The sequence below is a fragment of the Patulibacter ginsengiterrae genome (assembly GCF_056269115.1).
Map to the genome: position 1 here is coordinate 70,299 of NZ_JBWDOG010000003.1, position 13,590 is coordinate 83,888.

Consider the following 13,590-nt stretch of genomic DNA (forward strand, 5'->3'; position numbering starts at 1 on the left):
GCCCGCCGACCCCCGCCCCGCCAAGCACACGATCAGGGATCCACCCACCGTGCACGACATCAACACGTTCGACGCCATCGAGATCGGCCTCGCCTCCTCGAAGCAGATCCGCTCCTGGTCCTCGGGAGAGGTCCTGAAGCCGGAGACCATCAACTACCGCACGCTCCGCCCCGAGCGCGACGGCCTCTTCTGTGAGCGCATCTTCGGTCCGACCAAGGACTGGGAGTGCTACTGCGGCAAGTACAAGCGCGTCCGCTACAAGGGCATCATCTGCGAGAAGTGTGGCGTCGAGGTCACGCGCTCCAAGGTCCGCCGTGAGCGGATGGGGCACATCGACCTGGCCGCACCGGTCAGCCACATCTGGTTCTTCAAGGGCGTTCCGAGCCGTATCGGCTATCTCCTCGACATGGCTCCCAAGGAGCTCGAGAAGATCCTGTACTTCGCCGCGTCGATCATCACCTGGGTCGACCAGGAGGCCCGCTGGCGCGACCTCCCGGAGCTGGAGCACCAGGTCCAGGAAGACCTCGACCAGTCCTCCTCGATGGAGAAGGACGAGCTCAACGGGCTCGAGAAGTCGCTGGCCGCCCGTACCCAGTACCTGGTCGACGGCTCGCAGGAGGACTTCGTCGACGACGACTTCCTCTGGGCCGAGTCGCTCGACCTGGCCGTCGGCAAGCTGACCGAGGACGAGCGGAAGAAGCACACCGCCGACCTCAAGAAGCAGCTGACCGCGGAGATCGAGGACCTGCGCTCCCACTACGAGGAGTCCCGCGCCCGCCTGCGCGAGGTCTGGAAGCTGTTCGCGAACAAGCTCGAGCCCAGCGACGACCCGCCCAACGAGGGCGAGGAGTGGCCGCTCAAGGCGTTCACCGACAAGTCGATCGAGAAGGACGATCTCGTCCCGCAGACGGTGATCGCGGACGAGACGTTCTTCCGCGAGCTGAAGATGCGGTTCGGGTCGGTCTACGGCTACGGCGAGTACTTCGGCGGCGGCATGGGCGCGGAGTACATCCGCGAGCTCATGCTCATCAAGCCCGAGTACGACCGCGAGGCCCCGCGCCGCGACGTCGACCCGGAGCGTCTGGCCGGTAGCGACGTCGACGTCCGCGACCAGCCCGGCTTCTGCCTCAAGCACGAGCGCGAGGACCTCGAGGACCTCGTCAAGAACGGCAAGGGCCAGAAGCAGCAGCGCGCCGTCAAGCGCCTGAAGGTCCTCTCGGCGTTCTACGACGCCGAGAACCCGCCGTACTACTCGCAGGTCAACAAGCCCGAGATGATGATCCTGGACGCGGTCCCGGTGATTCCCCCGGACCTGCGCCCGATGGTCCAGCTCGACGGTGGCCGCTTCGCGACCTCCGACCTGAACGACCTGTACCGGCGCGTCATCAACCGCAACAACCGCCTCAAGCGCCTGCTCGACCTCGGTGCTCCCGAGATCATCGTGAACAACGAGAAGCGGATGCTGCAGGAGTCCGTCGACGCGCTGTTCGACAACGGCCGTCGTGGCCGCCCGGTCACGGGCCCCGGCAACCGTCCGCTGAAGTCCCTGAGCGACATGCTCAAGGGCAAGCAGGGCCGGTTCCGTCAGAACCTGCTCGGCAAGCGCGTCGACTACTCCGGCCGTTCGGTGATCGTGTCGGGTCCGTCGCTGCGGCTGCACCAGTGTGGTCTGCCGAAGCTGATGGCGCTCGAGCTGTTCAAGCCGTTCATCATGGCCCAGCTCGTCGAGCGCAAGGACGCGCAGAACATCAAGGCCGCCAAGCGCCTCGTCGACGAGTCGCGTGAGGAGGTCTGGGACGTCCTGGAGCAGGTCATCCAGGAGCACCCGGTGCTGCTCAACCGCGCGCCGACGCTCCACCGCCTGGGCATCCAGGCGTTCGAGCCGAAGCTCGTCGAGGGCAAGGCGATCCAGGTCCACCCGCTCGTCTGCGCGGCGTTCAACGCCGACTTCGACGGCGACCAGATGGCCGTGCACGTCCCGCTGTCCGCCGAGGCCCAGGCCGAAGCGCGACTGCTGATGCTGTCGTCGAACAACATCCTCTCGCCGTCGAACGGGCAGCCGCTCGCGACGCCGTCGCAGGACATGGTCATCGGCGGGTACTACGTGACCCTCGGCGCCGAGCCGACCGAGCTCGAGGCCAAGCACAAGGCGCTCTACGACGGCAGCTGGCCGGAGGACGAGCGCAAGCCGCGCGTGTTCCGGACGGCCGCCGAGGCGACCCTGGCCGACCAGCACGGCGGGGCGAAGCTCCACGACCTGGTCGAGTACCGGGCCGAGGGCCGCGCACCGGTCCTGACCACGCTCGGCCGCGTGATCTACAACGACCGCATCGAGCGGGCGTTGATCGAGACCCTGGGCGACGAGTACGACCCGTCGACCTACGTCTTCATCAACCAGTCGATGAAGAAGAAGGACACCCAGCGGTTCATCGACCAGCTGGTCCAGATCTACGGGCCGAGCACGATCTCGACCGTGCTCGACGCGTTCAAGGACCTCGGGTTCGAGTTCGCGACCCGCGCCGGCGTGACGATCTCCAAGAACGACGTGGTGATCCCGCCGAACAAGGGCGTGATCATCAAGAAGTACGAGGACCTGGTCGCCGGGATCGAGGAGCAGTACGAGGACGGCCTCATCACGGAGTACGAGCGTCACGAGCTGATCGTGAACAAGTGGAACGAGGCGACGGAGGAAGTCGCCAACGCCATGGAGAAGAACTTCCCGGCCCGGAACCCCATCTACATGATGGCCAACTCCGGCGCTCGTGGTTCGCTCAAGCAGATTCGTCAGCTGGCCGGTATGCGTGGCCTGATGTCGAACCCGAAGGGCGAGATCCTCGAGCGGCCGATCAAGTCGAACTTCATGGAGGGCCTGGACGTCCTCGAGTACTTCGTCTCGACCCACGGCGCGCGGAAGGGCCTGGCCGACACCGCGCTCCGTACCGCCGACTCCGGCTACCTGACGCGTCGTCTGGTGGACGTCTCGCAGGACGTGATCATCCGTGAGCACGACTGCGGCACGCAGGAGTTCATCGAGATGCCGGTCTTCGACGAGACCGACGACCTGAACCCGAACCTGGCCGGTCGCGTGACCGCTCAGGACATCGTGATCGGTGGCGAGGTCCTCGTTCCCAAGGGCGAGGAGATCGACAACATCCGCGTCCTCGAGATCCCGAAGATCGGGACCCCGCAGGAGCGGCCGACGATCGCCGTCCGCACGGTCCACAAGTGCGAGGCGCTCAGCGGGATCTGCCAGGCGTGCTACGGCCGCTCGATGGCCTCCGGCCAGCTGGCCGAGATCGGCGACGCGGTCGGCATCGTCGCCGCCCAGTCGATCGGTGAGCCGGGCACGCAGCTGACCATGCGTACGTTCCACACCGGCGGCGTCGCCGGCGCGGACATCACGCACGGTCTGCCGCGTGTCGTCGAGCTGTTCGAGGCCCGCAAGCCGAAGGGCCTGGCGAAGATCGCCGAGCACGACGGCGTGGTCGCGGTCGAGAGCACCGACAAGGCGCTGACGGTCGTCATCACCGACGCCGCCGGCGAGGAGCACCGCTACACGTTCCCGCGTCGCACCCGACTGTTCGTCGAGGACGGGCAGAAGGTCAAGACCGGTGAGCAGCTCAACGAGGGTTCGCTGTACCCGCACGAGCTGCTCGAGCTGCAGGGCCGCACCGCGACCGAGGTCTACCTGGTCAAGGAGGTCCAGTCGGTCTACAAGTCGCAGGGCGTGGACATCAACGACAAGCACATCGAGCTGATCGTGCGTCAGATGCTCAAGCGCGTGCGCGTGGAGCAGAAGGGCGACGCGGAGTTCCTGCCCGGTCAGTTCGTCGACCGGAACGAGTTCTTCCGCGTCAACGCGCAGATCGAGGCTGACGGTGGCGAGAAGGCGACGTACGAGGAAGTCATCCTCGGCATCACCAAGGCGTCGCTGAACACCGACTCGTTCCTCTCGGCGGCCTCCTTCCAGGAGACCACCAAGGTCCTGACCGATGCGGCGCTGGAGGGCAAGCGGGACGACCTGCTCGGCCTGAAGGAGAACGTCATCATCGGCAAGCTGATCCCGGCGGCGACCGGTCTGAAGCACTACCGCCGGATCGAGATCGAGCCGACCGACCCGCTGCCGCACGCCGGCGACGTCGCCCTGCTGGACGGCGACGAGCTGCTCGGCGACCTCGGCCTCGAGGCCGGGCAGCCGTACGGCGAGGACCTCTCGCAGGACCTGCGTGACCTCGAGCAGCTCGGCGGGACCCAGGGCGACCTGGCCGACGAGCTGATCGAGCTCGACGTGCCCGCCCCGGAGGGCGACGGCACCGTCTAGCACGGCCACCGGTACCCGCAGGACCCTCGACGCCCCGGCCACTGGCCGGGGCGTCGTTCGTTGCGGGACCCCCGCCTGGGCAGGACGCGGTCTCCTCGCCGGGGGTGGGGAGGCCCCGAACGAGGCCGTCGAGGCGGGGGAGCGGAGGGGCAGTCGGGCGCTCCCATGGCCGTCCGCGGCGGAGCCCATCGCGCGGCGTGGCGCCGTGCCGCTCGCCCCGGCCGGAGGATCTGACCGGCGGGTGCCGAAGATTTGATGAAACGCAGCGAAAGCGGAGCGGAACCTTATGTCGGCCCGCTACGGTTACGAGCGTTGCGCCGAGTGCCGCTGATCCAGATCAGTGGCGCGTTCGGCCACACGACACCATGATGCAACTCGGAATCATCCTCGCGCTCCTGAGCGCTCTCGCCGCGAACCTCGGCTTCCTCTACAAGCATCGCGGCGCCAACGAGTGCCCGATGGTCGACGCCCGCCGTCCGGTCACGACCGGGCTGGCGCTGTGGGGCTCGCGCTGGTTCGCTGCCGGCATGCTGGTGGGCGCCGTCGGCTGGGCGCTCCACACGGCGGCGATCTCGGTCGCGCCGATGTCGGTGGTGCAGGTGGTCCTCGCCGGCGGGATCGTGCTGGTCGCCGTGCTGGCCGATCGCTTCTTCGGGATCGCCGTCGGCCGCAGGCAGTGGATCGGCCTGATCCTCACCGGCGTCGGGCTCGCTCTGCTGGTGGTCGCGATGCCGGCCGTCAACTCGGCCCACAGCAACTTCCGCGTCGCCGGCCTGGCCGCCTTCGAAGGGGTGCTGCTCACGTTCGGCGTGCTGCTGATCCTCGGCGGCCAGCACCAGAAGGGCGCGCACTTCCAGGGCCCGCTCCTGGGGGCCGCGGCGGGCGTCCTGTTCGGCGTCTGCAACGTCGCCGTGAAGGCCACGACCGGCGTGCTCGGCGCCGGCGGCAGCATCTTCACCCCTTGGGTCCTGCTCGCGGTGGGGGCGTCGGTCCTCGCGTACTACATCTCCGCGCGGTCGCTCCAGGAGGGTGGCGCCGTCGAGGTGATCGCGATCACCGCGACCGGCGCCAACGTGGTCGGGATCCTCGGCGGCTTCGTCGTCTTCGGCGATCCGATCGCGACGAGCACGATCGGCATCATCGTCCAGGCGACGGCGTTCACCATGGTCGTGCTCGCGGCCGCGCTGCTGCCCGCGCCGCGGGTGGCCTCGGTGCCGGCGCCGGTCGGCGCCCACATGCCCTGAGCCACCCTGCGCGGACCGTGCGCCGTCGGCGCCCGACCCGGCCTACGCGGTGCCCTCGAGGATCGTGCGGGCGACGCGCTCCGGCTCGTCCCAGAGCGGTACGTGGCCGCAGCCGGCCAGGGGGATCAGGCGCGCGAAGGGCAGGCGCTCGATCGCGCGGCGGCCCTGACGCGGGAGCAGCAGGGCGTCGCGCTGGCCCCAGGCGATCGTCAACGGCACCTGGGTCGCTCCGCCGACGATCTCGTGGCCCACGGCCGCTCGCAGGCAGGGCAGCATCCCCGGGCTGCTGGCGACGCTCCGCACGAGCGCCGCCGTGTCCTCGGCCGGCACGTCCCAGGGCTTGGCGAACATCTGGGCGCCCAGCGCGGCCCGTAGCGGCTTCGGCCCCGCCAGTCGCTCCGCCTGCCCGGCGATCGCCCGGCAGGCCGCGTGCGTCGCCCGCAGGCTGGCCTTGGCGAACGCCAGCTCCGCGCGTGAGGCGAAGCCGACCGGAGAGATCGCCACCGCCGAGGAGACCGCGTCCCGCAGCGCGAGCTCGACGGCGATCCCGCCGCCGAGCGAGATCCCCGCGACGGCCGGACGGTCCAGCCCAAGCTCGTCGATCGTCGCGGCCACGGCGTCGGTCAGCCGGGGGAGGGTCGGAGACCCGGGCAGGGAGCGGCTGTCGCCGAAGCCGGGAAGGTCGAGCGTGATCACCCGCCGCTCCGCCGCCAGCTGCGGCAGAATCGGTCGCCAGACGCCGCGGTGGCCCCCGAGGAAGTGCAGCAGCACCAGTGGGGGGCCGTCACCGGTCTGATCGTGAGCCAGCATGATCCGACCCTACCGTCTGGGCCCCGGGTCTCCTCGCGGGCGCGCCACGCGCAGCGCACGCGGGTCACGCGGGTCACGGACGGAGCACGGGGATGGGGCAAGGGCGACATCGGGGCGGCGCCGAGACGATCGTCTCGGGTTCGATCGGGGGTCTCGGAAGGGCCCTGCAGGGGACTGGTCAGGGGGTGGGGTGGACCCACGCCGCGCAAAACGCTGTTACTATCGCCCGTCGCATGCCCACGACCAGTCAGCTCGTCCGCAAGGGGCGCAAGCCCAAGGCGAAGAAGCTCTCCACCCCCGGACTCAAGTCCGGGCCGGGGCGCAAGAAGAAGGTCGCAGCGCCGCAGCGCCGCGGCGTTTGCACCCGCGTCTACACGACCACCCCGAAGAAGCCGAACTCGGCTCTGCGGAAGGTTGCCCGTGTCCGGATCAGCTCCGGCATCGAGGTCACCGCGTACATCCCGGGCGAAGGTCACAACCTGCAGGAGCACTCCGTCGTGCTCGTGCGTGGTGGCCGCGTGAAGGATCTCCCGGGCGTGCGCTACAAGGTCGTGCGTGGTTCGCACGACGCCGCCGGCGTCAGCGACCGCAAGCAGTCCCGCTCGCGGTACGGCGTCAAGAAGGGGAAGAAGTAGCCCATGGCTCGCCGTTCTAGTGCGGTCACCCGCACCCTCGAGCCGGACGCCGTTCTCCGCTCGCGCCTGGTTCACCAGGTCGTCAACAAGGTCATGCTCCACGGCAAGAAGTCGACCGCCGAGAGCATCGTCTATGACGCCCTCGCGATCCTCGCCGAGAAGACCGGTGGCGATCCGGTCGAGCAGCTGGAGGAGTCGATCAAGGCTCTGACCCCGCAGCTCGAGGTCCGCTCCCGCCGCGTCGGTGGTGCCACGTACCAGGTTCCGGTCGAGGTTCCCGCCCGTCGCTCCCGCACGCTGGCGATCCGCTGGCTCGTCGAGGCCTCCCGTGGCCGTCGTGAGCGCACGATGGCCTCGCGTCTGGCCAACGAGCTGATCGAAGCACAGAAGCAGCAGGGTGGCGCGTACAAGAAGAAGGACGACATCTTCCGGATGGCGCAGGCGAACAAGGCGTTCGCCCACTACCGCTGGTAAGCGGTTGGTGCGAGGCGCACGTATGCGCTTCGCATCTCGCCCGGGTAAGGCTCGGCAGTGCTCGCGCACAGCTCTCGCCTGACCCGCGGCGACCTGCTCGGCCTACGTGCACCTCGCACGCAACCGCGCTGGTCATGATCTTCGAAGGGCGCGACCTCAGTCGCGCCCTTCTTCGTTTGGGTGGGGCGGTTGGGGCGCCCGGGGACGGTGGGGCGTGGCTTCGGTCGCGCCCTCGGTCGTTCCGGGGCGGGCGGCGGTTGGGCTTCGGCGGCGGGCATCGCGTCGCCCGGATCGGCGCGCCCGGGAGGGCCGGTGGGGCCCGGCGAGGAGGCGTCACCGCCAGCTCCCGCGAGCCCTGCTGGTACCGGGGATTTGTGCCGTCCGGGGGCGGCTTCTGCTGGCGCGCGAACTCTGCTATTGTGGTCCGCCGCTGCCCATCTGGAGTCGGAGCTTTGCGCCCCGGCGATGGTCCAGCACCGCTGCACCCCGGTGCAGCTCGGCAGTATCTCCGCAGTGTGCGTCAGCTGTGGGACCTCGTCCCATTGCCATGCCGTCGCCGCGGAACCCCGGTCCTTGCCTCACCCAAGTCGTCTGCGTACCTCGGAAGCTCTTTCATGCAACGTAAGTACTCCCTCGAGAAGACCCGAAACATCGGGATCATGGCGCACGTCGACGCCGGCAAGACGACGACGACCGAGCGCATCCTGTTCTACACGGGACGCACGCACAAGCTCGGCGAGGTCCACGACGGCGCCGCCACGATGGACTGGATGGAGCAGGAGCAGGAGCGTGGCATCACGATCACCTCCGCTGCGACCACCGCCGAGTGGGACAAGCACCGCATCAACATCATCGACACGCCGGGCCACGTCGACTTCACGGTCGAGGTCCAGCGGTCGCTCCGCGTGCTCGACGGCTCCGTCGCCGTCTTCGACTCGGTCGCCGGCGTCGAGCCGCAGTCCGAGACCGTCTGGCGTCAGGCCAACGACTACGGCGTGCCGCGCATCGCCTACGTCAACAAGATGGACCGCACCGGCGCGGACTACGAGATGTCGGTCCGGACGATGATCGAGCGCCTCGGCGCGAACGCGATCCCGATCCAGCTGCCGATCGGTGCCGAGGGCGACTTCGCCGGCATCATCGACCTGGTCGAGATGAAGGCGACCATCTACAACGACGACATCGGCAAGGACATCGACGTCGTCGACGTCCCGGCCGAGTACGTCGACGCCGCCAACGCCGCCCGCGAGAAGCTGCTCGACGCCGTCGCCGACTTCGACGAGGAGCTCATGGAGCTCGTCCTCGAGGGCGAGGAGATCCCGCTCGATCGCCTCAAGTCCGCGATCCGCGCCGCGACCCTGGCCCTGGCCATCAACCCGGTCCTGTGCGGCTCGTCGTTCAAGAACAAGGGCGTGCAGCCGCTGCTGGACGCGGTCGTCGCGTACCTGCCGTCGCCGCTCGACGTGCCCGCGATCAAGGGCATCGTCACCGGCCGCGACGGGACCGAGAGCGAGGAAGAGCGTCCCTCGGACGACTCCGCGCCGTTCGCTGCGCTGGCCTTCAAGATCGCGACCGACCCGTTCGTCGGCAAGCTGACCTTCTTCCGCGTGTACTCCGGAACGCTGGACGCCGGCTCGAAGGTGCTCAACACGAACACCGGGAAGACCGACCGCATCGGCCGGATCCTGATGATGCATGCGAACGACCGCGAGGACGTCGACCGCGTGTTCTCGGGCGACATCGCCGCGGCCGTCGGGATCAAGCAGGTCTACACCGGCGACACCATCTGCGACCCGGACAACGCGATCGTCCTCGAGGCGATGGACTTCCCGGACCCGGTCATCAAGGTGGCCGTCGAGCCGAAGACCAAGGCCGACCAGGAGAAGATGGGCGTCGCCCTTCAGCGCCTGGCCGAGGAGGACCCGACCTTCCAGGTCGAGACCAACGAGGAGACCGGCCAGACCGAGATCTCCGGCATGGGCGAGCTCCACCTCGAGATCCTCGTCGACCGCATGCGGCGCGAGTTCAACGTCGAGGCGAACGTCGGCACCCCGCAGGTGTCGTACCGCGAGACCATCAAGACCAAGGTCGAGAAGGTCGAGGGCAAGTTCGTCCGTCAGACCGGTGGTTCCGGCCAGTTCGGCGTGGTCTACGTCGACATGGAGCCGGCCCCGGGCGAAGGCTTCGTCTTCGAGAACAAGATCAAGGGCGGCTCGATTCCGGTCGACTACCACAACGCCGTTGAGAAGGGCCTCCGCGAGGGCATGGATTCCGGGCCGAAGGCCGGGTACCCCATGGTCGACGTGAAGGTCACGGTCGTCGACGGGAAGTACCACGAGGTCGACTCCTCGGAGGTCGCCTTCAAGATCGCCGCGAACATGGCGTTCAACGAGGCGTCCCGCCGAGCGAAGCCGATCCTGCTCGAGCCGATCTTCAAGATCGAGGTCGTGACGCCCGAGGAGTACATGGGCGACGTGATCGGCGACCTCAACCGTCGGCGCGGCCGGATCGAGGGCATGGAGCCCCGCGGCAACGCGCAGGTCGTGACCGCCTACTGCCCGCTGAGCGAGATGTTCGGGTACTCGACGGACCTGCGCTCGGCGACCCAGGGTCGGGCTGTCTACACCATGCAGTTCGAGCGCTACGACGAGGTTCCCTCGCACGTGGCCGAAGAGATCGTCGCAACCCGGACCGGCAAGTAGCCGTACCGGAACGCATGAACACACCGGCCTGGGCTACCTTTCGTAGGTTCGCCCGACGCCGGAGCTGAACACCAGCACCGACCTAATTCGAAGAAGAGACTGAGGAGCGATCAGGTGGCGAAGGAGAAGTTTGAGCGCGGTAAGCCCCACGTCAACGTGGGCACCGTTGGTCACGTCGACCACGGGAAGACCACGCTGACGGCGGCGATTACGACCGTCCTGGCCAAGGCAAGCGGCGGCGAGGCTCGCTCGTTCGCCGAGATCGACAACGCTCCGGAGGAGAAGGAGCGTGGGATCACGATCGCGACCTCGCACGTCGAGTACGAGACGGAGACGCGTCACTACGCGCACGTCGACTGCCCGGGGCACGCGGACTACGTGAAGAACATGATCACGGGTGCCGCGCAGATGGACGGCGCGATCCTCGTGGTGTCCGCGGCTGACGGCCCCATGCCGCAGACGCGTGAGCACATCCTCCTGTGCAAGCAGGTCGGCGTGCCGTACATCGTCGTCTTCCTGAACAAGGCGGACATGGTCGACGACGAGGAGCTCCTCGAGCTCGTCGAGGTCGAGGTCCGTGAGCTGCTCAGCGAGTACGACTTCCCGGGCGACGACACCCCGTTCGTGGTCGGTTCGGCGCTGAAGGCGCTCGAGGGCGACGCCGAGTACGAGGCCAAGATCCTCGAGCTCGCCGGTCACCTCGACTCCTACATCCCGGAGCCGGTCCGCGCGCTGGACAAGCCCTTCCTGATGCCGATCGAGGACGTCTTCTCGATCACCGGCCGCGGCACCGTCGCGACCGGTCGCGTCGAGCAGGGCATCGTCAACGTCGGCGACGAGGTCGAGATCGTCGGCATTCGCGAGCCGTCGAAGACGATCGTCACCGGCGTCGAGATGTTCCGCAAGCTGCTCGACCAGGGTCAGGCCGGCGACAACATCGGCGCCCTGCTCCGTGGCACGAAGCGTGAGGACATCGAGCGCGGCCAGGTGCTGTGCAAGCCCGGCTCGATCACGCCGCACACGAAGTTCAAGGCCGAGGTCTACGTCCTGAAGAAGGAAGAGGGCGGCCGTCACACGCCGTTCTTCTCGGGCTACCGCCCGCAGTTCTACTTCCGGACGACGGACGTCACCGGCGTCGCGACGCTCCCCGAGGGCGTCGAGATGGTCATGCCGGGCGACAACGTCCAGATGGACATCGAGCTGATTCAGCCGATCGCCATGGAGCAGGGCCTGCGTTTCGCCATCCGCGAGGGTGGCCGCACGGTCGGCTCCGGCGTGGTCTCCGAGGTCATCGAGTAGTCAACACCCCATGAAACGGGGCGACGACCGTCGTCGCCCCGCATCATGGCCCCCGCGGCTCACGACTCCGGTCGTGGGCCGAGGCGGGGGCCGACGCTGGGCCGGTCCCGGCGCGCTTCCCGCGCCGGGCCGGGCGGGCTTCAGTCCCGCAAGAACCCAGCACACACCTTCTTCTAGACACCAGACGGAACGGACAGCAGAGAGCCCCGATGGCAGCCGCCACACAAAATAAGATCCGCATCCGCCTCAAGGCCTACGACACGTCGGCCATCGAGTCGGCCGCGAAGGAGATCGTCGAGACGGCTCAGCGCACGGGCGCGACCGTTTCCGGTCCCGTTCCGCTGCCCACGGAGAAGAACGTCTACTGCGTGATCCGGTCCCCGTTCAAGGACAAGGATTCGCGTGAGCACTTCGAGATCCGTACGCACAAGCGTCTGATCGACATCCATCAGCCGACGCCCAAGACGGTCGACTCGCTTCAGCGCCTCGATCATCTTCCCGCGGGCGTCGACATCGAGATCCGACTGGCCGGGTGAGCTAGATGGCAGCGATTCTCGCCAAGAAGCTCGGCATGACGCAGCTGTTCCTCGAGGACGGCACCGTCGAGCGCGTGACCGTGCTCGAGGCCGGCCCCTGCCCCGTCACGGGCAAGCGGACGCCTGAGCGCGACGGCTACCAGGCCGTGCAGCTCGCCTTCGGTGCCACGAAGGAGAAGCACGTCTCGAAGCCCGAGCTCGGGCACCTCAAGAAGGCCGGCGTCGGTCCGCACCGTCACCTGGTCGAGTTCCGCGACGTCGACATCGACGTCGAGGTCGGCCAGACGGTCACCGTCTCCGACTTCGAGCCGGGCCAGAAGGTCCGGGTTGCCGGAACCTCCAAGGGCAAGGGCTTCGCGGGTACGGTCAAGCGTCACGGCTTCGCTCGTGGCCCCGTCACCCACGGCTCGCACAACACCCGAGCCCCGGGCTCGATCGGCGCGGCCGCCTGGCCGGCTCGCGTCTTCAAGGGCATCCGTGGCCCCGGCCACATGGGCGCCGAGCGCGTCACCCAGCGCGGCCTCACGGTCGTCCGGGTCGACGCCGACGACAACCTGCTGATCGTGCGTGGCTCCGTTCCGGGCGCGCGCAACGGCCTCGTGGAGGTGCGTACCGATGGCTGAGGCTCCGATCCTCGGCGGCGGGACCCTGAAGCTCGACGATGCCGTGTTCGGCGTCGAGTTCAACGGGCCCCTCGTTCACCAGAACGTCCGTCACGAGCTGAACGCTCGTCGTCAGGGCACGTCCTCGACGAAGACCCGCGGTCAGGTCTCCGGCGGCGGCGCGAAGCCGTGGCGTCAGAAGGGCACGGGCCGCGCCCGTGCCGGTTCGTCGCGTTCGCCGATCTGGACCGGCGGTGGCACGATCTTCGGGCCGCAGCCGCGTCACTTCACCTTCAAGGTGAACCGCAAGGAGAAGCGCGCCGCGCTGCGCAGCGTTCTCTCGCTGCACGCGCAGCGTGGTTCCGTCGCCGGCATCGACACGGGCTCCTTCGGGGATCCGTCGACGAAGGCCGCCGTCGCCCTGCTGAAGAAGTGGGACGCGACGACGACCACGGGCTCGCTGTTGCTCGTGCTGTCGGCGAACGAGGCGAAGGTCGCCCTGTCCTTCCGCAACCTGCCCAAGGTGTCGGTCCTCCCCGTCGAGGCCGTCGGCATCGCCGACGTCGTCGGCGCCGGTCGACTCCTGCTGTCCACGGCTGCCGTCGACGAGCTCGTCGCCCGCGCCACCGGTGCTTCCAGCGCCGCCTCGGAGGAGGTCGTCTGACCATGGATCCGACGCAGGTCATCATCCGCCCCGTCGTCAGTGAGAAGAGCTACGTGCTCGCTTCTGTCGGCAAGTACACGTTCCGGGTCCACCCGGATGCCCACAAGACGCAGATCCGCCAGGCGGTGGAGGCGCTCTTCGGTGTGCACGTCGTTGACGTGAACACGTCGAGCGTGAAGAGCAAGCCCAAGCGGCGTGGCTCGACCGCTGGTCGCACGCGGTCTTGGAAGAAGGCGATCGTTCAGGTCCGCGAGGGCGACGAGATCCCGATCTTCCAGTCGCTGCAAGGGATCGAGGAGTAGC

At 68.3% G+C, this 13,590-nt stretch carries 11 protein-coding genes; 10 read left to right on the top strand and 1 reads right to left on the bottom strand.

What is annotated here, in order from left to right:
• Positions 1 to 49: 49 nt before the first annotated feature.
• The gene (gene rpoC / locus ACVUH9_RS06800) at positions 50 to 4,321 is read left to right on the top strand and encodes a DNA-directed RNA polymerase subunit beta' (RefSeq protein WP_475755227.1); all 4,272 of its coding nucleotides are present in this window, start codon (positions 50 to 52) and stop codon (positions 4,319 to 4,321) included.
• A gap of 368 nt (positions 4,322 to 4,689) precedes the next feature.
• Positions 4,690 to 5,565, top strand: a complete 876-nt coding sequence (locus tag ACVUH9_RS06805; protein ID WP_475755229.1) for a DMT family transporter — start codon at positions 4,690 to 4,692, stop codon at positions 5,563 to 5,565.
• Positions 5,566 to 5,607: 42 nt separating this feature from the next.
• Here ACVUH9_RS06805 and ACVUH9_RS06810 read toward each other — a convergent pair whose 3' ends face one another.
• Positions 5,608 to 6,375 (bottom strand): alpha/beta fold hydrolase, encoded by a 768-nt coding sequence (locus tag ACVUH9_RS06810; protein WP_475755231.1) that lies wholly within the window; start codon positions 6,373 to 6,375, stop codon positions 5,608 to 5,610.
• A 233-nt stretch (positions 6,376 to 6,608) separates the two neighbouring features.
• Here ACVUH9_RS06810 and rpsL point away from each other — a divergent pair, with 233 nt between their 5' ends.
• The 8 genes from rpsL (at position 6,609) to rplW (ending at position 13,589) form a co-directional block, all read left to right on the top strand.
• A complete protein-coding gene (gene rpsL / locus ACVUH9_RS06815) occupies positions 6,609 to 7,010 on the top strand; it encodes a 30S ribosomal protein S12 (RefSeq protein ID WP_304788844.1) in 402 nt (133 codons plus the stop codon).
• Positions 7,011 to 7,013: 3 nt separating this feature from the next.
• Positions 7,014 to 7,484 carry a 30S ribosomal protein S7 gene (rpsG, locus tag ACVUH9_RS06820; protein WP_475755234.1) on the top strand — a complete coding sequence of 157 codons (471 nt, stop codon included), beginning with the start codon at positions 7,014 to 7,016 and terminating at the stop codon, positions 7,482 to 7,484.
• Positions 7,485 to 8,098: 614 nt separating this feature from the next.
• The gene (fusA, locus tag ACVUH9_RS06825; protein WP_475755236.1) at positions 8,099 to 10,186 is read left to right on the top strand and encodes an elongation factor G; all 2,088 of its coding nucleotides are present in this window, start codon (positions 8,099 to 8,101) and stop codon (positions 10,184 to 10,186) included.
• A gap of 114 nt (positions 10,187 to 10,300) precedes the next feature.
• Positions 10,301 to 11,485, top strand: coding sequence for an elongation factor Tu (gene tuf, locus ACVUH9_RS06830; protein ID WP_475755238.1), 1,185 nt, complete (start codon positions 10,301 to 10,303; stop codon positions 11,483 to 11,485).
• Between the two features lie 209 nt (positions 11,486 to 11,694).
• Entirely contained in the window at positions 11,695 to 12,021 is a 327-nt protein-coding gene (gene rpsJ / locus ACVUH9_RS06835; RefSeq protein ID WP_007577043.1) for a 30S ribosomal protein S10, read from the top strand.
• A gap of 5 nt (positions 12,022 to 12,026) precedes the next feature.
• Positions 12,027 to 12,644, top strand: coding sequence for a 50S ribosomal protein L3 (gene rplC / locus ACVUH9_RS06840; protein WP_475755240.1), 618 nt, complete (start codon positions 12,027 to 12,029; stop codon positions 12,642 to 12,644).
• Positions 12,637 to 13,287: a 50S ribosomal protein L4 gene (rplD, locus tag ACVUH9_RS06845; protein ID WP_475755242.1), complete on the top strand. Its 651-nt coding sequence runs from the start codon at positions 12,637 to 12,639 to the stop codon at positions 13,285 to 13,287. Before rplC ends, rplD begins: the two co-directional genes overlap by 8 nt.
• Positions 13,288 to 13,289: 2 nt before the next feature.
• Positions 13,290 to 13,589, top strand: coding sequence for a 50S ribosomal protein L23 (rplW, locus tag ACVUH9_RS06850; RefSeq protein WP_475755244.1), 300 nt, complete (start codon positions 13,290 to 13,292; stop codon positions 13,587 to 13,589).
• Position 13,590: the final 1 nt, after the last annotated feature.